At 42.0% G+C, this 26,123-nt stretch carries 21 protein-coding genes and 3 tRNA genes; all 24 read right to left on the bottom strand.

Annotated elements, in window-relative coordinates:
* Nucleotides 1–85: 85 nt before the first annotated feature.
* The 24 genes from Ga0466249_RS03340 to Ga0466249_RS03230 all read right to left on the bottom strand — a co-directional run bounded on the left by Ga0466249_RS03340 (nucleotide 86) and on the right by Ga0466249_RS03230 (nucleotide 26,057).
* Nucleotides 86–1,519, bottom strand: a complete 1,434-nt coding sequence (locus Ga0466249_RS03340) for an S-layer homology domain-containing protein (RefSeq protein ID WP_215828028.1) — start codon at nucleotides 1,517–1,519, stop codon at nucleotides 86–88.
* A 683-nt stretch (nucleotides 1,520–2,202) separates the two neighbouring features.
* Nucleotides 2,203–2,919: a CTP synthase C-terminal region-related (seleno)protein gene (locus Ga0466249_RS03335; RefSeq protein WP_215828027.1), complete on the bottom strand. Its 717-nt coding sequence runs from the start codon at nucleotides 2,917–2,919 to the stop codon at nucleotides 2,203–2,205.
* Nucleotides 2,920–3,202: 283 nt separating this feature from the next.
* Nucleotides 3,203–3,279: transfer RNA gene (locus tag Ga0466249_RS03330), tRNA-Arg, on the bottom strand.
* A gap of 18 nt (nucleotides 3,280–3,297) precedes the next feature.
* A tRNA-Gly gene (locus Ga0466249_RS03325) sits at nucleotides 3,298–3,371 on the bottom strand.
* A 210-nt stretch (nucleotides 3,372–3,581) separates the two neighbouring features.
* Nucleotides 3,582–3,658 (bottom strand) — tRNA-Pro (locus Ga0466249_RS03320).
* Between the two features lie 171 nt (nucleotides 3,659–3,829).
* Nucleotides 3,830–4,393 carry a Fe-S-containing hydro-lyase gene (locus tag Ga0466249_RS03315; RefSeq protein WP_215828026.1) on the bottom strand — a complete coding sequence of 188 codons (564 nt, stop codon included), beginning with the start codon at nucleotides 4,391–4,393 and terminating at the stop codon, nucleotides 3,830–3,832.
* A gap of 10 nt (nucleotides 4,394–4,403) precedes the next feature.
* Complete coding sequence (locus Ga0466249_RS03310; RefSeq protein WP_215828025.1) at nucleotides 4,404–5,249, bottom strand: fumarate hydratase; 846 nt, start codon at nucleotides 5,247–5,249, stop codon at nucleotides 4,404–4,406.
* Nucleotides 5,250–5,271: 22 nt separating this feature from the next.
* Nucleotides 5,272–6,495, bottom strand: a complete 1,224-nt coding sequence (locus Ga0466249_RS03305; protein ID WP_215828292.1) for an NAD(P)-dependent malic enzyme — start codon at nucleotides 6,493–6,495, stop codon at nucleotides 5,272–5,274.
* A 97-nt stretch (nucleotides 6,496–6,592) separates the two neighbouring features.
* Nucleotides 6,593–7,636 (bottom strand): [citrate (pro-3S)-lyase] ligase, encoded by a 1,044-nt coding sequence (gene citC, locus Ga0466249_RS03300; protein WP_215828024.1) that lies wholly within the window; start codon nucleotides 7,634–7,636, stop codon nucleotides 6,593–6,595.
* A gap of 3 nt (nucleotides 7,637–7,639) precedes the next feature.
* On the bottom strand, nucleotides 7,640–9,181 hold the full coding sequence (gene citF, locus Ga0466249_RS03295) for a citrate lyase subunit alpha (RefSeq protein WP_215828023.1): 1,542 nt from the start codon (nucleotides 9,179–9,181) through the stop codon (nucleotides 7,640–7,642).
* Nucleotides 9,178–10,053 carry an HpcH/HpaI aldolase/citrate lyase family protein gene (locus tag Ga0466249_RS03290; RefSeq protein WP_246588417.1) on the bottom strand — a complete coding sequence of 292 codons (876 nt, stop codon included), beginning with the start codon at nucleotides 10,051–10,053 and terminating at the stop codon, nucleotides 9,178–9,180. Before Ga0466249_RS03290 ends, citF begins: the two co-directional genes overlap by 4 nt.
* Nucleotides 10,050–10,340, bottom strand: a complete 291-nt coding sequence (gene citD / locus Ga0466249_RS03285) for a citrate lyase acyl carrier protein (protein WP_215828022.1) — start codon at nucleotides 10,338–10,340, stop codon at nucleotides 10,050–10,052. Before citD ends, Ga0466249_RS03290 begins: the two co-directional genes overlap by 4 nt.
* A gap of 31 nt (nucleotides 10,341–10,371) precedes the next feature.
* Nucleotides 10,372–11,307 (bottom strand): alanine-tRNA synthetase second additional domain-containing protein, encoded by a 936-nt coding sequence (locus Ga0466249_RS03280; protein ID WP_246588416.1) that lies wholly within the window; start codon nucleotides 11,305–11,307, stop codon nucleotides 10,372–10,374.
* An 18-nt stretch (nucleotides 11,308–11,325) separates the two neighbouring features.
* Nucleotides 11,326–12,576: a methylaspartate ammonia-lyase gene (locus Ga0466249_RS03275; RefSeq protein WP_215828021.1), complete on the bottom strand. Its 1,251-nt coding sequence runs from the start codon at nucleotides 12,574–12,576 to the stop codon at nucleotides 11,326–11,328.
* A gap of 95 nt (nucleotides 12,577–12,671) precedes the next feature.
* Nucleotides 12,672–14,123: a methylaspartate mutase subunit E gene (locus Ga0466249_RS03270; protein WP_215828020.1), complete on the bottom strand. Its 1,452-nt coding sequence runs from the start codon at nucleotides 14,121–14,123 to the stop codon at nucleotides 12,672–12,674.
* Nucleotides 14,107–15,510 carry a methylaspartate mutase accessory protein GlmL gene (gene glmL / locus Ga0466249_RS03265; protein ID WP_312889711.1) on the bottom strand — a complete coding sequence of 468 codons (1,404 nt, stop codon included), beginning with the start codon at nucleotides 15,508–15,510 and terminating at the stop codon, nucleotides 14,107–14,109. Before glmL ends, Ga0466249_RS03270 begins: the two co-directional genes overlap by 17 nt.
* Before the next feature lie 20 nt (nucleotides 15,511–15,530).
* Nucleotides 15,531–15,944, bottom strand: a complete 414-nt coding sequence (gene glmS, locus Ga0466249_RS03260; protein ID WP_215828018.1) for a methylaspartate mutase subunit S — start codon at nucleotides 15,942–15,944, stop codon at nucleotides 15,531–15,533.
* Nucleotides 15,945–15,992: 48 nt separating this feature from the next.
* On the bottom strand, nucleotides 15,993–16,952 hold the full coding sequence (locus Ga0466249_RS03255; protein ID WP_215828017.1) for a GntR family transcriptional regulator: 960 nt from the start codon (nucleotides 16,950–16,952) through the stop codon (nucleotides 15,993–15,995).
* 213 nt (nucleotides 16,953–17,165) lie between these two features.
* Entirely contained in the window at nucleotides 17,166–17,747 is a 582-nt protein-coding gene (locus Ga0466249_RS03250) for a hypothetical protein (RefSeq protein WP_215828016.1), read from the bottom strand.
* 178 nt (nucleotides 17,748–17,925) lie between these two features.
* Complete coding sequence (locus Ga0466249_RS03245) at nucleotides 17,926–21,009, bottom strand: efflux RND transporter permease subunit (protein WP_215828015.1); 3,084 nt, start codon at nucleotides 21,007–21,009, stop codon at nucleotides 17,926–17,928.
* A complete protein-coding gene (locus tag Ga0466249_RS03240) occupies nucleotides 21,009–22,130 on the bottom strand; it encodes an efflux RND transporter periplasmic adaptor subunit (protein ID WP_312889699.1) in 1,122 nt (373 codons plus the stop codon). The genes Ga0466249_RS03245 and Ga0466249_RS03240 overlap by 1 nt, the downstream gene beginning before the upstream one ends.
* A gap of 261 nt (nucleotides 22,131–22,391) precedes the next feature.
* Entirely contained in the window at nucleotides 22,392–22,919 is a 528-nt protein-coding gene (locus tag Ga0466249_RS26460) for a methyl-accepting chemotaxis protein (protein ID WP_312889710.1), read from the bottom strand.
* A 3-nt stretch (nucleotides 22,920–22,922) separates the two neighbouring features.
* A complete protein-coding gene (locus tag Ga0466249_RS03235; RefSeq protein WP_246588412.1) occupies nucleotides 22,923–24,422 on the bottom strand; it encodes a methyl-accepting chemotaxis protein in 1,500 nt (499 codons plus the stop codon).
* Nucleotides 24,423–24,704: 282 nt separating this feature from the next.
* Nucleotides 24,705–26,057, bottom strand: a complete 1,353-nt coding sequence (locus tag Ga0466249_RS03230) for a pyruvate carboxylase subunit B (protein WP_215828014.1) — start codon at nucleotides 26,055–26,057, stop codon at nucleotides 24,705–24,707.
* Between the last annotated feature and the right edge of the window lie 66 nt (nucleotides 26,058–26,123).

The following is a 26,123-nucleotide window of genomic DNA, read 5'->3' as shown; positions in this document are numbered from 1 at the left end:
CAAAGGACTTAGGATCTGCTTGCATCATTATTTAAATTGGTACAAACAGATCCCTTTCCTATCAAGCTTTTAACGGTTGCTTAAATTAATAAAAATATTCCAGTTTCATAAGATAACATTTATCCAACGCATTTCCAATCAAACCACTTGTTACCGCTTTATTTTTAATGTTAATTATTTGATAATCAAAGGAGATTAGAAAGTTTTTTGCTAAAACCTTTTGATAAGCAAAATACCAAGCATTTACATTATCTGTTGCTTTTGTATAAATATTGTAGTTTCCCCAACCGCTACCAGAAATTGCACTAGTATAAGACTGGGATGTCATCATACTAAAACCACCTATTCCTGCAGGCAAAGTACCAGGATCAATGCTGCGATAAGAAACTACCCAAGCGTCAGTACCTGGTTTTTTAACATCTACTATGTTAGCAATAGGATAAAGTAAAAACGTTGGAACCCCATTACTGATCTGCAAATACCATCCTTTAGGATTACTTGGTATTCCTTTTGCCCCCGAAAGCTGGGTACCCATGTACTCGCCAAGCACGAAGAGTTTACCGGTTTTTTTGAGAAATGCCAAATCATACCCATTTGATTGGTTAAATGAACCGGATGCAATATTCATGGCACCTTGATCCGTATAAATGTCGGACCAATAGTACGAAGTTTTAACTGTCAGTGAGTCATCTATCTTAAAGCCCAATTCACCCGAAGTAACCGTATTGGCAGTAGAAATTGCTGTAGTCGATCCATCAGCATTATTTCCTGTCTTTACATTGCCTACATAACCTTTAAAATCAGCGGTACCGATTTTCTTTTTAATCATAACGCCATCACTATTGGTTGGCTTGCCAAACAATCCGGACCCAAAGGCATCCACGGGAGAACGTCCGAATCGAATAGAATCCAAACCCCAATAGTTCTTCATCGTAACATTTGCTACATCCACCGTTAAGGTCTCTTTATTTCCGAATTTTACTGGATTTGTTTCTAGATAAGCATTCCAAGTAATATTCTCATTAATATCCCCGTAGAATTTAAATCGTTGACGAAAATCATATTGATCTGACCCTCTTAAACTCTTATAACCGGGTTGACCCGGATGATCTCCAAAAAAACGGAAGCGGGATTCACCGCCAAACCACACATGGGCCTTTTGCTCTAATGCAGCTACTCTCGGCTCTATTGAGCTAGTGTTAACATTAAGGCTTTTCAATTCATTCGCAAACTCTTTTGACAGTTTTCCAACAATAGCTTTTTGATCATCATCTGCTTTATCCAGTTTTGTCATAATCCTAGCTATGATAATGGCCATTTCGTAACGGGAAACAATCTTATGACCGCCAAAAGTACCGTCGCTATACCCCTCTATTAGACCGGCCTTAGACAAATTTGTAATAGCATTATAGGACCAATGATTGGCAGGTACATCGGAGAAAGGGGCTTCCGCAGCAAATGCAGTTCCCAAAACTCCCAGAACTAGAGCAATGATTAGCAAAAATACCGTTTTTTTCATCTTTCCTTTCCCTTCCCTTCATTTAGACTTCATTTGGCTTTTGCTTTTACATCCAAAATTGCTAACTTTCTCCCCTTTGAAACCAATAAAAAAAAGTAATCAGTCAGTTTCCTTCCCCTCCTCATTTTTAAAATAACATACCGTAGAATTCATAAATCACATAATTATGTAATAATTCTGTATCGTTGCTTTTTATATTAGCATACTCAGGTATGTTAATCAATCTTTTTTTTATTTTTCAGTTTTTTTATTTTAAATAATTTTTTTATTTTTTGATAAAATACAATAAATTTCGTAAATTCAAATAAAAAGAGCAAGTTTGCAGTCCAATATAAAAATAAATTACCATACAGTTAAACTAGGACATTTAGGAGGGTGATATGGTCATGCGATACCCGAAAAAAATTAATTGCTGATAAAATTAATTCTTAAAATAAAATAAAACAAAGGCTTCTCCTTAAAAGTACAGGAGAAGCCTTTAAATTTATAAATTAACACAACAATAACACACTGAATTCCATATAATGCAAAAAAGCAAGGCTTCCAAAACCTTGGAAGCCTTGCTATGACTGATTTCTTTTTCTCTATTTCCTCCAAGTCTTATAAAGGTTTTTCAATCTTTGACTGCAAACTTTCTGGACCAAATTAAGAAAATGCCATCATTCTGTCTAAAATCTTTTATACTAACGCTTTAAATGAAATTCTTTCGAGCAAGTTAAATATGCCAAAATAAGTTTATGAGGATTTGTAGGTAATGAACTTAGTTGAGGTTGGAATAATGTAGCTATAAAAAATTTATTTTGTGGTAATTCAAGTATTCTTGCTTCACCCTTTTCATCTGTACCAACCACTTTAAAACCATTTTCATCTATCAATTTTTGATAATCAGGGTTAATTCCAAAATTGCAATTATAGCGTTCTTCCACTTCTGTTTTATTATAAAACTTAAAAATCATAGAGTTTTTATTGATAAAAATTTTACGTGTTTCTCCAACCAAAGAACATGATAAAGCAGTAATAAATAAATTTGAAGCATCTGGATTATACTCTGCATGTTGTACATTATTTAATTCTAGTTTATTCTGAGCATACTCTATTACTGCATGTTGAAAACCGCCACACGTTCCAATGAAAGGATAGTCCTTTTCCCTTGCAAATCGAATTGCATTTATTGCTCCCTTCATGCTCTTATAAGGACTTCCTGGTGCACACCAAAGTCCATCAAATTTTGTGATGCTTTTATTTGTATCAATTTCTAATGATTCAGTAGGTAGCCATTCTAAATCTATATTAATTCCTAAATAATTCGCACAGTGATTTAATGCTTCGTTTGTCGCCTTATGAGATGGACGTTCCGAATCAAAATCTCCAATTATTCCAATTTTAATAAAATTACTCATTTTCATACCTCCAGTATCTTTTAGCTTATCCGCAATAAAAGGGTATTAGTACCAAAGTACCGCCGCCACTTTCTCTTGATCAGTCAACATAGTCCCACATTTTATGCGAATTTTCCTGTTGTTCTTGCCGAAATACCGTTGATTAGCAAAGCAGCAGTCCTCTTTCTATCCTCAGCCACATGGTTCACGATGCCACTTCTCGCCGTGCGCAACAAATTCCAATATATAATAAAAATAGCAAGACCCCGAAACCTCGGAAGCCTTGCTATGACTGAGTTTTTATTGGTGTGCCTGGCTGGATTCGAACCAGCGACCCACGGCTTAGAAGGCCGTTGCTCTATCCAGCTGAGCTACAAGCACATGCTCTAAACACACAAATGGAGCGGGTGAAGGGAATCGAACCCTCGTGATTAGCTTGGAAGGCTAACGCTCTACCATTGAGCTACACCCGCACGAAATATTTAATTCTTACTAACTAAACTAGTCACTAAATCACATCTTGATCATTTAAAACGAACACTGCATTTCACCGACAAATAATATTATACCTCATAATATTAAAATGTCAACTAGTATTTTATAAAACATTATAAGAAAAAATAGGATCTGGTAAAAAATAAACCCATCACATGACTGTGAAAGGTTTATTCACAATTTTTTATTGGTCGGAGCGGCAGGATTCGAACCTGCGACCCCCTGGTCCCAAGCCAGGTACTCTACCAAACTGAGCCACGCCCCGTTTAACGACTTGTTAATTATAACAAAGTCAGTTGTTCTTGTCAAGATCTTTTTTATTCCTTTTTACATAACAATCTGCATTGTTAACTAGATAAATTGTCCTGACAAAAATAAATTATAGCACAGAGACATATAGCTGTCAAGCTATATGCCTCTATTTTAAGATTTTCTATTAAATTTCAAGTTTTTGATAAGGCTTTTGACCAATTTCATAGAAGTTATTTCCCTGACTATCCACAACAACAATGGCCGGAAAATCTTCTACTGTAAGGGCCGCTAGTGCTTCGGGGCCTAAATCTTCATAAGCTAAGACTTCATACTTTTTTACTGTTTTTGCAACAAGTGCTGCCGCACCGCCAATAGCCGCAAAATAAACAACACCATGTTTTTTCATTGCATCCACAACTGCATCAGACCGATAGCCTTTACCAATCATACCACGCAAACCTTGTTCAATCATTTGCGGTGTATAAGCATCCATACGACCACTTGTAGTCGGGCCAGCCGAACCAATGGGGTGACCGGGCTTTGCTGGTGAAGGGCCTACATAATAAACAATTTGATCCGTAAAATCAACAGGTAGTTTTTCACCGCGTTCAAGTGTTTCAATCATAATCTTATGTGCCGCATCACGCGCGGCTAAAATCGTTCCTGTAATAAGCACACTATCCCCTGCTTTCAGGGACAGTGCTTTTTCTTTCGTTAAGGGTGTAACAATCCGAATGGGTTCAGCCATAATGCCCTCCTTATAATACCACTTCAGCATGCCTTGTAGCATGGCAGCTAATATTGACAGCCACAGGCAATCCAGCAATATGTGTTGGGAAATACTCGACGTTTACTGCCAATGCCGTCGTATCTCCGCCAAGTCCTTGCGGTCCTAAACCAAGCTGATGAATAAGCTCCATGAGTTCTGCTTCCAGCTTAGCATAACGTTCATCGCTGTTATGCCTCGTAATAGGGCGGAACAAGGCCTTCTTGGATAAATAAGCGGCTTTTTCCATAGTACCGCCAATGCCAACGCCAACAACCATGGGCGGACACGGATTGGAACCGGCCTTTTTTACCGTTTCAAGAATGAACTTTTTTACTCCCGCAACACCATCGGCAGGAACAAGCATTTTAAGGGCACTTTTATTTTCACTGCCAAATCCCTTGGGTGACAACATAATTTTCAGCTGATCCCCAGGAACAAGTTCAATATGTATAATGGCAGGCGTATTATCTTGCGTGTTTTTGCGCTCAAACAACGGATCACTTGCAACAGATTTACGCAAATAACCTTCTGTATACCCCTTAGCTACTCCTGCGTTGATGGCATCGACAAAACTACCACCCGTAATATGAACATCCTGGCCTAATTCAACAATAAAAACAGCCATCCCTGTATCCTGACAGATTGGCATTTGTTCATCACGTGCAATGCCTGCATTTTGAATGAGCTTGCCTAATATATCCTTGCCAAGTGATGAACTTTCCTTCTTTTCACTAGCCTTCAGCGCTACCAAAATGTCTTCAGATAAATAATAGTTCGCATCCATCGACATTTTCGCAACAGCTGCTGTAATATCAGCTACATCAACAGTACGCATAAAGCCCCTCCCTTGGAACAATTTATCGTTGTAACCGTTTGGCCGTATTGGCTCTCACAACTTCTGGGTCCACCGAAATTCTTGCTACACCAGTTTCCATAGCGGCCTTCGCAACAGCCGCAGCAACAGCAGGAGCCACACGGGGATCAAAAGCGTCAGGTAAAACATAATCTTCTTTAAGCTCGCTATCAGCAACAAGTCCGGCAATGGCATAAGCTGCAGCCACTTTCATTTCCTCGTTGATTTGGCGTGCACGAACATCCAGAGCACCCCGGAAAACGCCTGGGAAAACAGTAACATTATTTACCTGATTCGGCGCATCGGAACGACCCGTTCCAGCAACAGTAGCTCCAGCTGCTTTGGCATCATCATAGCTAATTTCCGGAATTGGATTAGCCATGGCAATGACGACAGAACCTTTATTCATGGCTCCAATAATTTCTTTGGTAAAAGCATTCGGCGCTGAAACGCCAATAAGTACGTCTGCTCCTTTAGCAACATCAGCTAAAGAACCCTGAACTTTATTCTTGTTCGTTGTTTCTGCCAATCCCTGTTGAATACGGTTGAGACCTTCCATGCCATCATAAAGAGCACCAAAACGATCTACAACAATCATATTTTCTGCACCGGCATTAACAATCAGCCTGGCAATGGCGGAACCCGCTGCCCCTGCACCATTGACAATAATCTTTGCCTTTTTAATATCTTTTTTAACAAAACGCAAGGCTCCAATAAGTGCAGACAAAGCAGCAATGGCCGTCCCATGCTGATCATCATGGAAAACAGGAATATCCATAATCTTTTTCAATTCATCTTCAATGTCATAACACTTTGGTGACGAAATATCTTCTAAATTAATGCCGGAAAAATTCGGCTGTAATAACCTGACTGTTTCAATAAATTTAGCAGGATCTTTTGTATCCAGACAAATAGGCACTGCATCGATATCAGCAAATGTTTTAAACAGCACTGATTTTCCTTCCATAACAGGTAGTGCTGCTTCCGGACCAATATCCCCTAAACCAAGCACGCGAGTACCATCAGAAATGACGGCAACCATATTTCCCCGACAAGTATAAGCAAAAGATAAGTCTTTATTTTCTTTAATGCGGCGACAGGGTTCAGCTACGCCGGGTGTATAGGCAATACTAAGGTCATGGCGGTTCTTAACAGGCACTTTACTAATAACAGCCAACTTCCCCTGGTGATCTTTGTGCAACTGGACAGATTCTTCATTTAAATCCATCATATATCCCCCTCGAATATTATATTGGTAGTTAAAAAATCAACCACTCTCTATTACATTGTAGTAGAAACAGGGACAACTATCAACCCACCGCAAATTATTTTGCTTGATTTTTTTTAATATTCTCGATGATTGGCTGTGCCTCGGTGGATTGCAAAAATTCATACGTCGCTACAGGCACAAAGGGTTCAACAGATTCAATTGATTGTGAACTCAGTAAATCGCGAACTTTCGAAGCGCTAATCACTTCTTCTTGCACGGCTACACGCGGAATAATTTTCACTTTCACACCATACTTCGGCAAAATACGAAGAAGCGCTTCATTATATGCCTGTGTCGTCGGACTATAAGGTTCTTCCCCAAGATAACGCACAGAAGCTCCCAAAACAGATGCAATATGCTGCGCAAAAAGCGTAGCATCTAACTCTGTCTGTGCAATAATTGTATCCATTCCGTGAGTAAAATATCCGGGAAAAGTAGCCTGTGATACCGTATAGGAACCGCTTGGCAGCACTTTTACATTGGCAAGGTGCTTTGTACCTAGTTGCACCAGACGATAGCGAACAGCAAAAGGAAAAGCAGATTGATCTTCACTGACAACAAGGACAACAGCAGCATCATTTTCCCGTGCCGCCTTTTCAATCAATGCCTGATGACCTTTTGTAAACGGATTGCAATTCATAACCAGGACGGCCCTTTGCCCTGATGGCAAAGAAGCCGTTTGATTACGAAGTTCCTGCTGGTAATGAGAAATGGATGGCAAACCTGTTTCAAGCAGTGCCGCATGCTTCACTTGACTCAAAAGCACAAATCCTAACTGAGTAAAAAACTGAACATTCTTCGGCTTCGTAAATAAAAAGGTATGATAGTAACCCCGCTGAGCCGCAACATTCAAGAGATGAGTGACAATTTTTCCTGTCAACCCTTCCCCTTGCAAAGATTCATTAATGGCTATATTACGCAAAACACAACCACTCAATGAACCTGTCGCTACAAGATTATCCTTGTGATATAAGGCAACTGTATAATCCACCTTACTATCATCAAAAGACAAATCAAAGGGAAGTAAAAATGTACGTATTGCTTGAACTTCCTTTGCATGATTTAAATTAACAGTTTGTTCAACAAACTCATCCCACATAAGTTACCCCTCAACTTTACGGACGACATCGATAATCGTACCATCACGATATTCAACAAGAGCCACAATTTTGTCATTTGTTGTGATTTTCTTCGGTATGCCTGCGATTTGTTCGGCTTTGGCTTTTAGTTCTCCAATCTCCTTCACAGGCAAACCCTTGGCAACTAAAATTTCTTTTAAATCCGAACGACATGGATTAACGGCCAGGCCCCGTTCTGTCACTAAAACATCAATCGTTTCACCAGGCGTCGTGACTGTTAGAACCTTGTCCACAATAATGGGCAGACGTCCGCGTACAAGATTAGCCACAATAATTGTAACCTTTGCTCCGGCAGCGGCGTCACTATGCCCGCCTGATCCGCCCATAATTACTCCATCTGATCCTGTGACAACATTCACATTGAAATCTGTATCAATTTCCGTAGCACCTAGAATAACAACATCCAATTTATTGACAGCACAGCCTTTGTTAAAAGAACTGGCATAACCGCCTGCGCTGATTTCGAGGTGATTGGGATTCGTTGCAATGGAGTGAACGGCTTCTAAATCAAATCCTTGTACGTCAATAATTTTCTGGAACAAGCCTTCTTCAAGCATCTTGACCATAAAGCCCGTAATGCCACCTAATGCAAAGCTTCCTTTGACACCTTTATCTTCCATCATTTGCTTAACAAAAGCTGCAGCAGCAAGAGAAGCGCCACCCGCACCCGTCTGAAAAGAAAAACCGTCTTTAATAAAATCCAGCGCTTCAATAACCTTGGCTGCTGATTCAGCAATTTTAAGTGCTACAGGGTCCTTTGTCACTTTCGTTGTACCTGAGACAATGCCTTTGGGATCACCAATACTTTCTATCTTCACGACATAATCAACACGGGTTTGAGAAATGGACACAGGTGACAAGGGATAGGGTTCTAAATGATCCGTAACAGCCACTACGATATCGGCATATTCGCCGTCAGGCATAGCATAGCCTAGTGAACCGCAAGCAGCCGGACCGCAAACACCATTGACATTGCCATATTCATCGGCTGCCGGGGCAGCGACAAAAGCTACATCAATATGCAGCTGCCCACACTCAATGGCCCGTGCCCGCCCGCCATGAGTACGCATAACAACAGGATTGGGAAATAAACCTTCTGAAACGGCACGTGCTACAGGGCCAGACAGATAATTCGTATCTAAATGACTCACAACACCTTGTTTCACATAATCAATCAACGGTTCATGCACAGGAAAAACAGAGCTTAAAGCCACTGTTAAATTTTTCAATCCAAGTTTAGCAGCAACAGCAAGCACTTGATTCACAACACCATCGCCATTGCGCAAATGATGATGAAAGCCGAGTGTCATGCCATCTGTAACAGGAATAGCTTTAAATACGGCTTCTAAACAATCAAACAATTTATTGTCGGAAGGCAAAATCGTTTTTACCTTTGGCGCATAACGCTTCATATCAGGAGGAGTAGCAAAGGCACCTTTGAAGGAGTCAATCTTGCCATAACCTCGGGCACTTTCCGGAACTTCTCTGCCAATACTATTTCTCACCGTACTTCCCTCCTAACAAGTCCCAGTCGCTCTGCTAGTAACAAAATCGTTTCTGCCCGACTAACGATCGGTGCATCAATCATCTTTCCGTTCATGGAAACCACACCAGAACCTTCGGCTTTCGCCTTTTCAATGGCAGCCACTACTCTTGTAGCCCACTCAATATCCGTTGCCGTCGGATTAAAGACCGAATGAATCACATCAATTTGGCGGGGATTGATACTCAATTTACCCTTGAATCCCAGACTTTTGGCAAGTTCCGTATCCGCCATGAGGCCTACTGGATCATTGGCATCCGTAAAAGGTGTATCAATAGATTGAATGCCTGCTGCCGCTGCCGAATTAATCACTTGCATACGAGCGGAATAGATTTCTCCGCCTTCTTTTGTCCGCTTCGATCCCAGTCCGGCTGTATAATCTTCAGCACCTAAGGCAAGTGCCACCAACCTTGGATGCGCCTTAGCTATGGAATAAGCCTCTGCTATGCCTTTCGGTGTTTCCAAGAGAGCAATGATTTTTACACTGTCTGGTATCTTTTCTGACTTTTCAATGAGTTTTACAACAGCTAGCACATCATCCGCGCTTTCCACCTTTGGAATCAAAAGTGCATCAGGCTGACAGGCTACAATAACCGGAATATCTACGGTACCAAACGTATCCAAAGGATTGACGCGAACAATCTTTTCTACGTTTTCATAATCCACTGTTTGAAGTGCTTGTGTGACAAGTAGACGCGCTGCATCTTTTTGAGTCGGTGCAACGGCATCTTCTAAATCAAGGATAACACCATCGGCGCCAAAGACACCGCCGTTTTGTAACATGCCCGGATTATTGCCTGGTAAAAACAGCAAACTTCTGCGTAAAACAATCATATTCCCGCCTCCTGCAAACATACTCCGGCACGCCCCAGAGCAGCTAGAGTTCTGGCACGAACTGTACAGTCAAGAGCACCGCGATCATGCGCTTTTACTACTATATCTGTTACTTTGTGCTGCAAAATCGTTTGATGGATGGTCGCGCGAATTTGCTCACCATATTGAACAAGCACACTACTTGTCAGTTCTATCTCAATTCCAGAGCCCGCAGGTGCTGGCGATAAAGTAATTTGAATATCATTGGATTCTAATGTTCCTGCTTGGGCAATTTGAAGATTGCTCATCTTCCTTCACCTCGCTTAAAATATACGAAACTTAAGATCGAACAGAATAATTTAAGGCTGCAAAGCCATCAAGATCCGTGTCTTGCGGCCCAACTAAGCCGATAATTAAAAAACTTTTTGTCTTGGGATCATAAGTAAGATGATCAACTAAACGGAAATTTTCAATTTCGTCGCTGTTTTTCACATGTGTACGCGGCCCTGAGCAGGCCCATACAGTGGATCCAATTTTAATATGTCCCTCATCTTTGTAACAAACTTTTACTCCATCATCAATCATCTGCTGAACTCTTTTTTCGACAAGTTTCAAATCAGCATCAATATCTAATGGATAATCAAGAACAAAACCATGATGCACATCGCGGTGACTAAAATCTAAAATTGTATTATATTCCTGTTGCAAAACGAGGGCTGTTAAATCCTCTGCTGTGTGAGCCATCTTCCGATACCGTAGGGTATAAGTAACAACATCAAGCAATTCTTGAGGAAAAGGACCAAAAACAGTCGGGCGGACGGCAATAACCTCGCCGCCCACACCAAACAGCACATCTGCATTCGTTTTCAACGCTGGATAAAGCAAATCAAAATGTTCAACAATAACCCGTTTGTCATGTTCCAAAGCCCTTGAAACTGCTTCAGCTAATACATGAAGCTGGGTAAATGCCATTTCAAAGCGAATATCGACATGATAGGTATGACTATTGAAAAATCCCTTATCAATATTTTTTAATAATGGTAACGGCCGAATATTCACACCGTCATCATCATTTGTCAGTTCTAGCCCGGGAAACATCCCCTTCACAAGGGATGATTTTCCAGCACCTGGCCCACCAATGATACCAATCAAGCCGTCTGTCGGCGAAAGATATCTTTCACTCAGCTGTTGTCCTAGGGCAAACAGCCGATTACGGCCGCGTGGTGCAAAATAACTGGCATACATTAAATGGTCGCCAAGCATCAAACTTCTCATGGATATTCCCTCCTGATTTTACTTTTGGCGAGCTTTACGCACAGCCAAAATCCGTTGCATTTCATTATAAACAATCATCAACCCTTCATCAACACCCATGCCCGGTTTGGCTAACATCTGCGTGGGCTGTGTCGCCATTGCGACATGGACGCAGACTTGAGCACTACGATCTGTTTCATTACAAGTACCGCCTTGATAAGCTCCCACACCTTTTTTCTTGCAATAAAGAACTGCTTCAATAATATTATTAATACCGCCAAGATCAGGCGTCTTAATTTGCAGCATATCCCCTGCTTTTCTATCAGCAAAATCTTTAATGTCATCATACGTGTTGCACCATTCATCAGCAACAACTTCAACCTGTATTTTTTGTTCATGAAGTTTGGCAGTAAGTTCCGTAAGGGCCTTCATTTGCGCTTCTCTTTCTTCTACATCCATCGGTCCTTCAATACGAAGCTTAAGAGGAGCTGCGGCTTGTTCTAACTTTTTGAAATATTCTACCATCCGGTCAATATTTCCTTTAAAGGCCAAACCAATGGTACCATAAACATCAATATGGAGAACAGGTTGATAGTTTTCACTTGTACGCAATTTCAATACACGATTTTTCAGCCATGTTACATATTCTAGCAATAATTCACCATGTTCGCCCAATTTTGCTTTTACATTATTAATTAAAGCATGAGGCAAAACCTGAGCCTGCTTAATAATCATTTTATCGGCGTTATCATAGCGGTCATCACCAGACTGAGTAAAAATCGGAATTTCCTTATCGCTCACATTCGTGCCGTATTCATGAGCAATCACTTCACACATCATTTGATGTTTGGCTTTGGCAACAGCATCAAGTAGAGCCTGCGTAATACCATAGCGCAGCGCCGTATGAATACGTTTTCCTGTATTTTTGTCAACTAAATGATCCATTTCTTCGGCAAGTTCTTTAAATGAATTCAGTTCACGGCCAACAAGAAGCGGCTTCATTTGCTGCTCAATAACGGGAATAAAATCATCCGCTAAAAATACTGCATCACGCCCGCCTGCACCGCTATACTGCACAGCAGCACAATCGCCATAGGCAATTTGACCATCTTCAAGCAAAATCGTCACAGACACCGCTTCGCCAGCCTGACGAATAGCTTTAAATCCTGGTGTAATGGGATCGCCAACATAAGTGAATCCATCATGACCGGCATTATTTTTAATTGCACGCTGATCATCAAAATAAAAACCTGTTAAACTTTTTGAACAAACAACATCGATAATTTTCATCTGTTACATCTCCTTAATTTCAAGGGATGTTTCCTGCTTATCATCGCAGGAAACTCACCCACTATCGTCCTATTTCTCATTCACGTAAATTATAATCAGCGTGGTCTACCAACAAGGCGGCCACTGGAAATCGCGTAAATATCATCAATAACCATTTGGAAGCTCGGTGTACGATCTTCGAACTTACCGCGTTCCTCCATTTTGTCGCGATGGAAAGCAATTAATTCAGGCGTAAAGGGGAGATTTCCCACATCGAATAGTCGCACGGCTCCTTTGTTATCTCGCGCAGGCAAAATTTTGTTAAGATTATACCTGCTAGGAGCAAAAGGTACATCAATCACGCCTGCTGCAAAAGCACGAACAGCACCAATCGCATAATCACCCTGACCTAATTCAAATACCTTGTCTAAAATACAACGTGTTTCAGCCTTGATAATATCAATTTCAGCAGCAACTTCTGCTGTAATCGGAAATACTTGATCACGCAGCATATTCACAACCTGTTTTGTTGTTCTCAGTCCTTGGGCATTGGCTTCCTTCGTCGGAATACCCAGTGCTTCATGCGGCGTCTTGACAATAACTTTCGTCGCCCCAGAAAGTACAGCAGCAGCAGCACCCCAGGAAATAACGCCAAAGGCTTTGGCTTCATCTTGTGGGAATCCGCCCATCCATTGATGAAAGACAGTCGTTAAAACACAATCATTATAACCATGTTTATTGAAATATTCGTCAGCAAGCTGTTCCAAAGCTTTAATTGCAGCAACGTCCTGGATCAAATTCCCGCATTGTCCATAACCCAGTGTCAAGTTCTTAACGCCTTGTTCAGCAGCTAGTATGCCTTCAATAATGGCAACAGCATGGGAGACACTTGGCGGAACAAGTGTTCCTGTTAGCGGTCCAAAAGGCTCACGATTAATTTCAACGCCTTGTTCCGCATACAGTCCAACAAGACGGTCGGCATACTGCCAATCCAAAATGGTCTGCTCTAAAGATACACTTTTAGCATAAGGAATATTATAAGAAATTCCGCCGCCTTCATAGGACGTAAATCCACCAGCCAGACAAATTTCAGTAAGTAGTCTGGCATCAGGCGTACCATGACGTACTTGAAGAGGTGCATCCACACTTTCCACAAGTTTGCGTACCCCTACAACGCCATGGTTGACAGCAGGAAATCCATTCAACAGGGAACGTCCTGCCCGCTTACTTTCCTCAATACCATTTTGGGCTTCCTTATATTGATTTTGACGCGTATAACTGTCAATTGTCGTAGGAAGTAAATCTGCCAGACCTTCATCTTTCAGGAAATTGAGCAGTTGAATATGTTCATCAAGCAAAGCAACACCAGCCCGTGGTTGGGTCAGAGTGACCCCATTCTTTTTAGCTTTGACCATTTGCTTTGCAAATTGACGTTTTATAGGAATAGCGTGATGATATTTGACAGCCTCTTCAAAATCCACTTCACTCCCTGTAACCCATTGCTTCAGAACTTCCTCACGCATGGTAAAGAATTCATCACGCGACCACTTTTTATTTTTTAATTCCACTATGCTTCCCTCCAAGTGTTTTAGTCAGATATTTTTTCATCATGCGAACAGCCATATCGGGATATTCTTCAGCAAGCAGCCCCATGGCCGACAAAATGTATTGGCCATCTACATAGTAATCAGGAGCTTGCGGCTTTAAGATATAAGGTGCCTTTTTGTCAAATAAAATACCTTCCATTACTTGTTCCGGCTGAGTATGATTGACAATAACGCCGCCTGTGCCAATTACAGTAGTGACATTCATTAAATCCTTGCCAGTCTGTACATAAGCCGATCCACAAGGTGAGTAAAACGTTTCGATTTGCCCCACATGTCTGCCAGCAGCCAAAGCTGTACAAGCTTTTCCCATGGCTGTTTCAATTTGTTGCTCCTGAACTGTTTGCGGTAAATAATCCTTATCGCTATCAATTTTTTCTACATAACGGATAATGTCCTCTTCTGACTGCCCTGCATAACCAGCTATTTTCTTGGCCCCAGCCGCTTTTAACAAAGCCGTAGCACTGTAACGCATACCAAGATCGCCTTCTACTGTACGTTTGGCAAAGGGTTCTTCCAACCCTTTAAGCTGTACTGTACTTTTTGTAGGCTCACCTTTAGCGATAGAATAGACATCTGTTGTAGCCCCGCCGATATCGAGAACCATGATATCGCCCAAACCGGGTTCATTTTCTGTACCCATCCCTAAAATTTCCGCTGCCTTTAGTACGGCAGCCGGAGTCGGCATAACAAGTTTATTCACCATCCGATTGGCTTTATCCAGTCCTTTGGCCTTGACGATCCGATCAAAAAAGATCCGTCGGATGACCTGGCGAGCCGGATCGATATTCAACTTATCTAGCTTCGGCATCACATTTTCCGTGTGAACAATATCAGATAAAGTTTGCTTTAAAAGTTGGACGACTTCCGGTGCCACTGATTTATTGCCAGCAACAACAACAGGTACATTTTTCTGCAGTTTCGTCAACATACTAGCATTACGGAGAATCACCTGCCGATTACCGCCATCTGTACCACCCGCTAACAAGATAATGTCAGGTTCCAACGCATTAATTTCACTTAGCTCATAATCGCTCAATTCATGACAGAAAACGCCTAATACTTTTGCCCCGGCCCCCAGTGCGGCCCGTTTCGCCGCTTCAGCAGTCAGCTCAGGAACTAAGCCAATGGCAACCATTTTGAGACCGCCAGCCGCACTTGAACAACCGAGTACTTTTGAGAACTCCAGTTTTCCCGTCCTTGTATAAAGATCATCAAGCGCGCGTTGTAACCCTTCTGTAATATCTGTTTCCACCGTTGTAAAACCCTTGGCTGTGCCAATAACCGCTTCTCGCGCAAGATCAACAGCTGTAATTTTTGTGTAAGTACTGCCAAAATCGATGAGCAACACGTTCAACTTACTCGTCTCCTTTATGCAAAATCCGTTTTCAAATCAGCAATAATGGCTTCAGGCAGTGTGCTCGGCTGATAAATTCGATTATATCCCATAGCCAAAAACTTTTTCTCCACACCGGAAAAATCAGTCTTCCCCACAACAAGATTGCCGCCAACATAAAGTAAAATATTCCCGATTCCACTTTCTTCACAACGTTCACGAAGTCCCCGACAATCAATTTCGCCGTGGCCATACAGAGAAGCAACTAAAATGGCTTGAGCATTTGTTTCAATTGCTGCATTGACAAACTCCTCCTGGCTAACAAGTACGCCAAGATTGACTACTTCATATCCCGCTTCAGTCAAAGCATAATCAATAATCTTATTACCAACAGCATGGCAATCGGCGCCAATAACGCCTAATACAACTTTGATTTTTTCCTTTTGCATACTACTACCTCACTTTTTTCTTAATTAGTCATTATATAAATAAATGAATTACCTTGGTTGACTTACTAAGCGCGCCTTTAACTGATGTAAAGAACCTTGATCAATTTCGTAATAAAACGGAATGATTTGCTGTCCAGCAGTAGTAAACGCAGCCAGTCGCATTTGTTCTTCTTCGGCAATAATCAGCACATCTTGTTTTGGGCAAAATTCTTTCAGCGCCTGATCGGTAAAATTAAGTGCCACAGAAACATCAATACCGCCAATAGTGACGGTACGCAACAGTTCTTGTACAGACTTCGCAAATCCCGAACTGTTAGCCACAATACCTACACTTGATTTAGCCGGGATACGAGCCAACTTCAATGTCGCCTCAAATTTCGGGGTCACAGCAAGCGTAATCAGCTTATCTGTCGTCCCCATGATCCGATGAACTTCTGCTTGATGCGCCACAGTCGTTACAACATAATCGCAAGAATCGAGCAGTTCATGCCGCGTTGTACCATCTGCCAAATCTGAAATAAGTACCCCTTCAAGCACAGCGGTTGTGATTTGACTAATCTGCTGAAGAAAGCGTGTGAGATATTCTTGTGTAGCATCTACAACAGCAACACGAAGTGTTCCAATAGCCGCCTCTTTTTCATGCGCCCTGACATTGGCAATAGCAACAAATTGATCTACAGTAAACCCCAGTTCTACAGCTTTTTCCAAAGCGTTATCCATGACACGAATCATTCTTTCCAAACGACTGCCTGGAAGTTGTTCTTCAAGATACTCATCTGTCTGTTCTTTCACAAAAGTACCGCGGCCCTGACGTGCCTCCAAAACCCCTTCAAGTAAAAGTTCTTTGTAAGCCGCGCTTACTGTGTTACGACTAATATTCAGTGTTTTAGCAAAATCTCGTTCCGTAGGCAACTTATCACCAGGCCGGAAATCTCCCGATTTTAATTTGTCCAAAATATAATTTTTTACTTGTAGATAAATAGGCACACCCAGACGCTGAACAATCATATCACCACTCCCAAAGACTAATAAATTGGATTAATCCATTAGTCCAATTTATTAGTATACTTTAATTATTATACAATTTGTACAATTTGTCAATGACTATTTCTTAATCTATATCTTTTTGTTCATTTTCTGTAAAAAAAACACACAAAAGCCGTTATTTCCTGTTTAGGATAATAACGGCTTTTGTGTTAGCCAAGAAACTGAAGTAAGCTACTACGCTACAGGTGTACCCGCCTCAGCTGTTGGCTGTTGAGAAACTTCTAAAGTATAGGCCGGCCCCACGTCTGGAACACTTGACGCAGTCACAACATCTTGATTATTGCTAGTCCCAGAAGACGCACTGGCCTGTACTTGTTGAATGGTACCTTGAATTGTTTGCAACTGTTGTTGAAGTTGCTGAATCTGCTGACTGTTTGCTGTAGCATCAGCTGTTTGAAGCTGGACAATTTGCGACGAAACGGTTTGTTTCTGTTGCTGTAAAACGGTAAGCTCCTTAGAATTGACAATAACCTTCTTAACTGTCGTATCATCCTTGTCTTTCGACGCCTTACTAAGCTCTTTTTGCTCTTTACTCGTCGTGTCAGACAAATATTGGTTTGCTACACCTTCTTGCTTCCCCATGCCCTTTAACTGTTCTTGTTTTTTTACTATAGATTGTCCCCGTCCCGCGTCTAATTGCATTTCTATTTTCAAGATACCTTCCGAATTATGAAAATTTGTTTGCACATTTCGAAGCATTTGTGCCTGTGAGTGAAAAGCATTTGCCATAAGCAAATCAGACATTAAACCACTCATTTTTCTCACCTCCCGATTATATTATCGAATAAATTTCCTTCAAAATTAAGTCACATGGAAATAAAAGTAAAAATATATTTTTATACCTAAACAAAAGCCATAGTCCAGGATAACATCCTAAACTACAGCTTTTGTCAAAGGAAATAGCTAAGAACATGGCTATTGTGTTCACACACAGTTAATGACTTTTCCGGTTCTGGAAATTCACACATACTTTATCAATAAAAAGATAGACAATCGGAATAATCATGAGCGTTAAAAGCGTCGAAGTAATCAGACCGCCGACAAGCACAACGCCCATAGACTGCCTAAGTTCGGCACCAGAACCAATCCCAAGAGCTACAGGCAGCATACCAAAAATCATGGCAGCTGTCGTCATGAGTATCGGGCGAAGCCGTACACTTCCAGCTTCAAGCAAAGCCTCAGTCACTGTCATTCCTTTAGCCCGCAATTGGTTGGTGTAATCAATAAGCAGGATGGCATTTTTAGTTACCAGCCCCATTAACATGATAACACCAATCAGCGACATAATATTTAACGTCTGACCGGCAACCATTAAGCCAATAACGGCCCCAGTAATCGCAAATGGCAATGACAGCATAATTGTAAGCGGATGAACAAAGCTTTCAAATTCCGCCGCAAGTACCATATAGATCAGAACAATGGCCAGTACCAAAGCAGAACCAATTTCTTTAAAGGAATCTTGCATGGTCTGGGCTTGTCCTACAAATTTGTAAGAATAACCGGTTGGTAAATTCATTCCTGCCACCAAAGCTTGCACCTTGCTGATAATCTCTCCGGAAGAAACGCCGACAGCATTAGAATATACAATCACTTCCCGTTGGCGGCCTTCCCTGTCGATCTCGGCCGGGCCTGATGACAGTTTGACCTCAGCCACATCGCCTAAACGCACAAAAGTGCCCGTTTTTGTAGCGACAAGTAAGTTAGCCACATCGTCGACACTTGTCCGACTCTGCGCTTCTAATTGCAAACGAATATTATAGTCGTTATCACCCACATTGTACATATTGCGTGTTGTACCACCAAGAAAAGCCATTTGTACTGTTGACGCAGCCGTCGCTGCATCGAGTCCAGCATCGCTCATTCGGGCCGAATCAAGCGTAACTTGGACTTCCGGAGAAGCCTGCTCACTAGAAATGTCCACATCCGCTGTACCAGGCATTTGTTTTATTTTTTCCGCAATATCCTGAGCGGTTTTTATCAAGACATTAAGGTCCGGACCGCGAAGTCCAAGCTGAACTGGACGAGAATCTCCTTTACCAACGCCTTGATTGCTCTGTACTGTAATTTTCAGCCCACCAACATTACGAAAACTTGCACGAAGTGCATCCATTATCTGATTTAATGAACGCGAACGCTGGCTGACATCTGTCAGTTTCACACCAATTGTTGCCTTATTAGCCTGACTACCTGAGCCAATATTAACAAAAGAAGTGTCCCGTTCCGGGATCGCCAGGACCTGCTGTTCAATAGGTTTGACCAATTGATCCATTTTTTCAAGTGAGGTGCCCGATGGAGCCGTCATCACGACGTTGAATTCACCAGAATCATATGTCGGCTGAAACTCAGTACCGATAAAAGGAAGCAGCAAGCCATTTAACATTAAAGATAGAACGGCCATGGTAATCATTTTTTTCGGATGGCTTAACGCCCAGCTTAATAATGAGATATAGTTTTTTTGGATATTCAAAAATCCCTGTTCCCATTTATCAAGCCCCTTTTGCAGCACTAAACGAATCCCTTTCAGCTGTTTGGGTTCATTTTCCTGTACCTTCAGCCAGTACGCGGAAAGTGTCGGTGTCAAGGTAAAAGCCACGAACAGTGAAAAAGCCACAGCAAATGCCACCGTAAGTCCTAATTGCTTAAAGTACTGGCCGATAATCTCACCCATATTACCAACAGGTACAAACACCGCTAAGAGCGACATGGTTGTAGCCATGACCGCCAGAGCAATCTCAGAAGTACCATCCCGGGCGGCATCCATAGCTGATTTCCCCTGTTGTATATGCCGGTAAATATTCTCGATGATAACAATGGCATCATCGATTAGGATACCCACAGATAAACTTAAACCCATGAGCGACATATTGTTTAGCGTAAAATGCATCACTTTCATTAAAAAGAAAGTAGAAATAACGGAAGTTGGAATGGCAATGGCAGCAATCATCGTCGCGCGCGTGTTTTGTAGAAATAGGAAGGTAATGATGATCGCTAGTAGCCCGCCGAAAATCAGCGAGGTCATAACGTCATCCACACTGCTGCGAATATAAGTGGAACTGTCACGAGTTGTTGACAATTTCACATCAGGCGGCAATAAGGGTTTAATATCTTCCACGGCCTTCTTAACCCGGTCAGCTACATCCACGGTATTTGTGCCAGATTGCTTCTGTACGGAAAGCATCACACTCGGAGCACCGTTAGTCCGAGCAATAACCGTTTGCTCCGCCCAAGTATCCTGTACATTAGCCACATCACCCAATTTAACTAAATGACCATCTACATTAGCAACAATAACATTTTTAATATCATTTATACTCTTGTATTTTCCAATGGTACGAACAGTAAGATCCATACCTTGATCAGTAACATGTCCACCAGGAGAATTCAAATTCTGACTGTTAATGGCATCTAATATTTGAGCCATTGACAACTTATCCGCTGCAAGGCGCTTACTATCTATCTGTACTTGAATTTCCCGGTCAGAAGCGCCGGAAACAGAAACAGCGCCAACTCCATCCAGACGCTGTAACGCGTCTTGCACTACGTCCGTGGCTAATTTTCGAATTTCGCCTGGACTGCGAGTATCCGAAGATAAACTGAAATAGATAATCGGTGCCGCGTTAGCATCAAAGCGCTGTACAACAGGTTCATCAATGCCATCAGGCAAACGTTTGCGTACGGCAGCTACTTTTTCACGCACTTCATTGGCAGCCAGTTTGGCATCTGTACCAAAAACAAACTCAATCGTTGTCTGAGATACGCCTTCTCGAGTCACTGAAGATAAATTTTTGATACCTGAAACTGAACTTACGGCATCTTCAATGGGCTTAGTAACCAAACTTTCCATTTCTTCCGGTGAAGTACCCGTGTATGTGACATTGACGCTAACAAGTGGAAAGTCGACATCCGGATTTAAGTCGATCCCCAAAGATGGGTAGGACTGCAAACCAAAAACGACTAGCAGCAGCACAAGCATAACCGTAAAAATCGGACGCTTAATAAACGTAGCAATAGCTCCCATTAATTAGCACCATCCTTAGTCGGCTCGACCACTACTCCATCCTTGATTTTATTCTGTCCGGCTACTACAATTGTATCGTCTTCTGTGAGTCCATCAAGAACTTCAGCCCATCCATTGCCAACATAGCCCAACGTAAGAACCTTTTGCTGCACTTTGTTATCTGAACCAACAACAAATACCGTTTTTTGGTCGTCACGCATAACAAGTGCACTTGCCGGAATAGCTAGTGCCGCTTGATGAATTTGAGTCGGGATTTCCACCTTCGCAAACATACCGGATTTGAGTACACCATTCGTATTTGGTATCGTGACTTCAGCAGTAAATGTTCTCGATGGCAGAGCAGCCGCAGGTGAAATCCGACTTACAGTACCATCAAATAGCTGACCATTTAGCGCATCGACTTTTACTTTAACCGGCGCTCCCACTGACAAACTTGATACCTGAGCTTCGCCAACTGTTGCCTTAGCCAACAAACTGGATACATCAGATAGCGTTACAATGGCTGAACCGGCGTGGGTATAAGTACCAGCCTGCACATAGCGTTTCGTTATCACACCATCGCGTGGAGCCACAACGGCGCCTGCATTAAGTTTTTCTTGAACAAGATTGAGTGCTCCCTGCGCCGCCTGCACTTGGCCTTGAGCCAGTGAGCGCTTCGTACGAGCACTATCCATCATTTGAGCCGAAACAGCTCCTGCGGCCGCAAGTGTGCCATAACGCTGATAATCGGAATCAGCCTGTTCTAAAGATGATTCCGCCGCAACCAAATTACCCTGCGCTTGAATGACCTGAGCATTGAGTTCACTTGTATCAAGTGAAGCAAGCACACTACCTGCTTTAACAATATCTCCTTCATTTACCGGAAGGTCATTGATACGCCCGTCCACCTTAGCTGATACATCAGCTGTCCAAGCGGGTTCCAGACTTGCGGAGAACTCCATCTGTGGTGCAATATCATGGCGACTTACGTTCGAAACCTCTACTGCCACACTTTTCACTTGAGCCGCACCACGGCTTTTATTCCCTGCTATATTAGCATAAACTCGATAGCTAATAATCCCTGTCAACAAAAGTACTATGGCGAGTACAAGCGACAGGCTTTTCTTGTTTTTTAATATCACCGTAACTCATCCCCTCTAGTGACTAATCAGTCAGCAAAAGTATATCATTTTATCGTATAAATTGATATACTTTTGCTGGCTTTTATGTTTACCAAAATAAAACAAGACCACCTACAGCAGCGCAGGTGGCCTTGTTTTATTCATAGCAAAGATTCCTTATATTACAAAAGCCCGACGAGCAACTCGTCAGGCTAACGCAATTTATAATCAATTACAACAGCATTCAAATGTTGGAGAACTCCTCAAATAATTATTTTAAGGTTAAACCATAAATTTTTCAACAGATGCTTTTAATTCCACAGCCATATTGGCCAAAGTTTGGCTTGCAGAAGCAATTTCTTCCATAGATGCTGATTGTTCCTGAGTAGCAGCTGAAACAGTTTCGGTTTCACCTGCATTTTCTTTGCTGATTTTTTCTACCTCCTTCATAGATGTTACAAGCACGTTGCTATTTTCAACCATTTGATTTATAGAACTGGAAATATCGTTAATTTGTTGGGACAGCTGCACAATAGAGTTGACAATCTTCCTGAAAGTTTCACCTGTGGAATTAACTACAGTAATACCCGTTATAACACCTTCGGCACCATCCTGAGTAGCTGCAATCGCGTGATCCATATTGAATTGATTTCTTTGAATCAGTGTCCCAATTTGTTGCGTCGCTTGATTAGACTGTTCCGCCAATTTTCTTACTTCTTCCGCTACTACGGCAAAACCACGGCCGTGTTCCCCGGCACGAGCTGCTTCAATTGCCGCATTAAGTGCCAAGAGATTGGTCTGTCCGGCAATTTGCTAAATAAGATTTACAATTTCAGTAATTTCCTGCGAACCTTTTGCCAAGTCATTAATGGCAGTTTCCACCGCCTGCGAACCTTGACCAATTTGCTGCATTTGCGCAACTGCATGTTCTACGGATTTACGGCCTTCTTCCGCCTGTCGCGAGGCACTTTGGGCAATCTCAGATACTTGATGAGCGGCAAACGACACCTGTTCGGTACTATCTGACATTCGTTCAGCAATCACTGCAATTTTAGCTGCTGAACTTGCAGTAGCTGCTGTACCATTTGCAATTTGTGTAATAGAACACGCTACCTGGCTAGAAGCTTCAGCCGACTGCTGGGCACCTGCAGTCAATTCCTCACTTGAAGCACTAACATTTTCGGACTGAGCTTGTACTTGCCGGACCAAATTCCGCAAGTTTACTCTCATATCACAAAACCCTTTAGCAAGCTGGCCTATTTCATCGTCAGAATGTATCTCTGCCGCTTGGTCGCGCAAATCACCATTAGCCAGCAGTATACATTCATCGCGAATAAGCTGTATTGGTTTGGCAAAACTTTTACTAATATATGCAATAAATACTACGGCAATAATAATAAACAGTAAGGATATAATGATCATCGTCTTGGCCAACTTGCCTGTTTCGGCAGTTACTTCAGTTTCCGGAGCTGAAACCACGGCAATCCATTGCTGACCGCCCGGCAACTCAATTGGGGCCAAAACGCCAACATGTTTTACACCATCAAAATTTTTATATTGCCCAATAACTTGTTTCCCACCCTTAGCTTGTTCAAACAGCTTGCTAAAATTCTCATCGACCTCAGTAAGTTTTGTGTTTAATTCAGCATCAATTTTCTTTTGCGAAATATTCAGCTTGCCGTTTAATTCTGGCTGTTTAGGATTAGCCAACACGATACCGGAATTATGAATTATAGAGGCAAAACCACTTTCCATAAACTTACTATCATTAATCAAGCTGGTTACACGGTCTAAAGAAACATTCCCAGTAATAATACCCGTCAGTTGGCCATTGTCCAATACAGGCACAGCAATAATAATCCCCAGCTTGTTAGTACCCCTTGTCAGCCCAGGATTAGATATGTATATCTTTTTGGTACTGACCACTTCTTTTACATATTCACGATCTGAAACATTAGTGGTAGAACCGTCAAACCGTACACCTGTCCCGCTGGGCTTTAAGCAGTTTATATTGTCAAAAGCACCTGTCTGTTTATGAGTTTCAGCTAACAGCTTAACAATTTGCGGAACATCTGAATTACTGCGAATAATCCCATTGTTAGCCAAAGCTTCAAGTTCGATAACCCGTTCATTAATAATTCCACGAATTTGATGAGAGTAATCCGAATTGATGGCTATAGCTGCTTTATTAACATTTTTAGTTAGTGCTGCTGTGGAAAAATAATAACTGACACCTGACAATATGGCAAAAAACAGTATGAAAAAAGGTAGCAACAAAACCAGCAACCGAGTACGAACGCTAGTAATCTTCATAAACGCAACCCAACTTTCATAATATTTTCACAAGAATCTATAATTAAGAACATTTTCATGTAAATTGACACCCATGATTCTTTAGTACATTCTAATTTTCTCTTTCCCATATTATTAGTATCCATTAAACAATAAATAAGATAAAAAAAGGCTGTATTTTCTATAAGTGCAAAGTCTCTTAGACAACGCTCAGAAAAAGTACAGCCCTTTGAATAACTATGTCCACAAAAAATTATTGTAAGATTTCTAGAGTTCAAATGCCTAGCCCAATTCAATTACTTTTTAGAGCAAACCTTTGGCCTCAAAATATTTTAGCGCCACTTCAGGAAACAGTCCATAAGACAAAACATCTTCCATCGGTGCATTCTGATAGCCCTTTTCAGCCAGTTCCCTCCGGAAGTTTTCCAGCTGCGGTGCGATATCATCGGCCGGACGATGGTCAATCAAGGGTTCTCCCCCTGTTAACACTGACAGTAGCTCCGGATCAACCGGCGCCGGGGTCCGTCCGTATTTTCCTCGGGCCAAGTCCCGTACCTCTTTCGGAACCATCTTATAGCGGCCTAAAAGTACATTAAACGCAGCCATGGAACCCACTATCTGGCTCGTCGGTGTCACGAGCGGCGGATAACCCAGCTCAGCACGTACTTTTGGCATTTCTTTTATCAGTTCTGGGAATTTATCGGCCATTCCCTGTTCTTTCATCTGATTCATCAGGTTCGACAACATTCCGCCTGGAATCTGGAAGGACAGCACTTTCGTATCTATGTCGATATTGGGATTCAAATGGAATTCTTCCATAATATCCTTTTTGACTTGCCTGAAATAATCAGCTATCGGATAAAGCTGCTCTTTCTTGATTTTGCATTCTCTTGCCTGGCCTTCCATGGCGGCAATCATCGCCTCTGTTGCAGGCTGAGAGGAAGCCATGGAGAAAGGCGATAACGCGCAATCAATAATATCTACGCCTGCCTCTATTGCTTTTAAATACATCATGGATGCCATACCACTTGTATAATGGGTATGAATAGCTAGCGGCACGGATATCTGTTCTTTCATGATTTTCACGAGTTCACTTGCTTCGTAAGGTACAAGAAGGCCTGCCATGTCTTTGATGCAGATGGAGTCTGCACCAAGTTCTACGAGTTCTTTGGCTGTTTTGACAAAGGTTTCGCGACTATGATACGGACTGATTGTGTACACAATGGTGCCTTGTACATGGGCTCCTGCTTGTTTGGCGGCTTTCATGGCCACTTCCATGTTGGCCACATCATTCAAGGCGTCAAATATCCGAATGATTCCTACTCCGTTATCTACGGAACGGTGGACGAATTCTTTGACAAAGTCATCGGCATAATGGCTGTAGCCCAAAACATTCTGGCCTCTGAGCAGCATTTGAATGGGCGTCTTTTTTAAATAGCTTTTGAGTGTACGCAATCTTTCCCAGGGATCTTCATCAAGAAAACGCAGGCAACTGTCAAAAGTTGCACCTCCCCAGGCTTCTATGGAGTGATAGCCGACGGCATCTAACTGCTCTAGCATGGGAATCATCTGACTAATGCGCATTCTTGTCGCAAGCAGCGACTGATGACCGTCACGCAGAACGGTCTCGGTAATTTTAATGGGCTGATTCGACATGTTTTTTCCTCCTTTTTTTACAGGGGCTTACGAATAACATCAATGATGGTGCCATCACGGTATTCG

The organism is Pelorhabdus rhamnosifermentans (assembly GCF_018835585.1).
In the GTDB taxonomy this organism is placed as follows: Bacteria; Bacillota; Negativicutes; order UMGS1260; family UMGS1260; genus Pelorhabdus; species Pelorhabdus rhamnosifermentans.
Note: the sequence above shows the minus strand (reverse complement) of the source record. Positions and strands in the feature narration are given on the sequence as shown.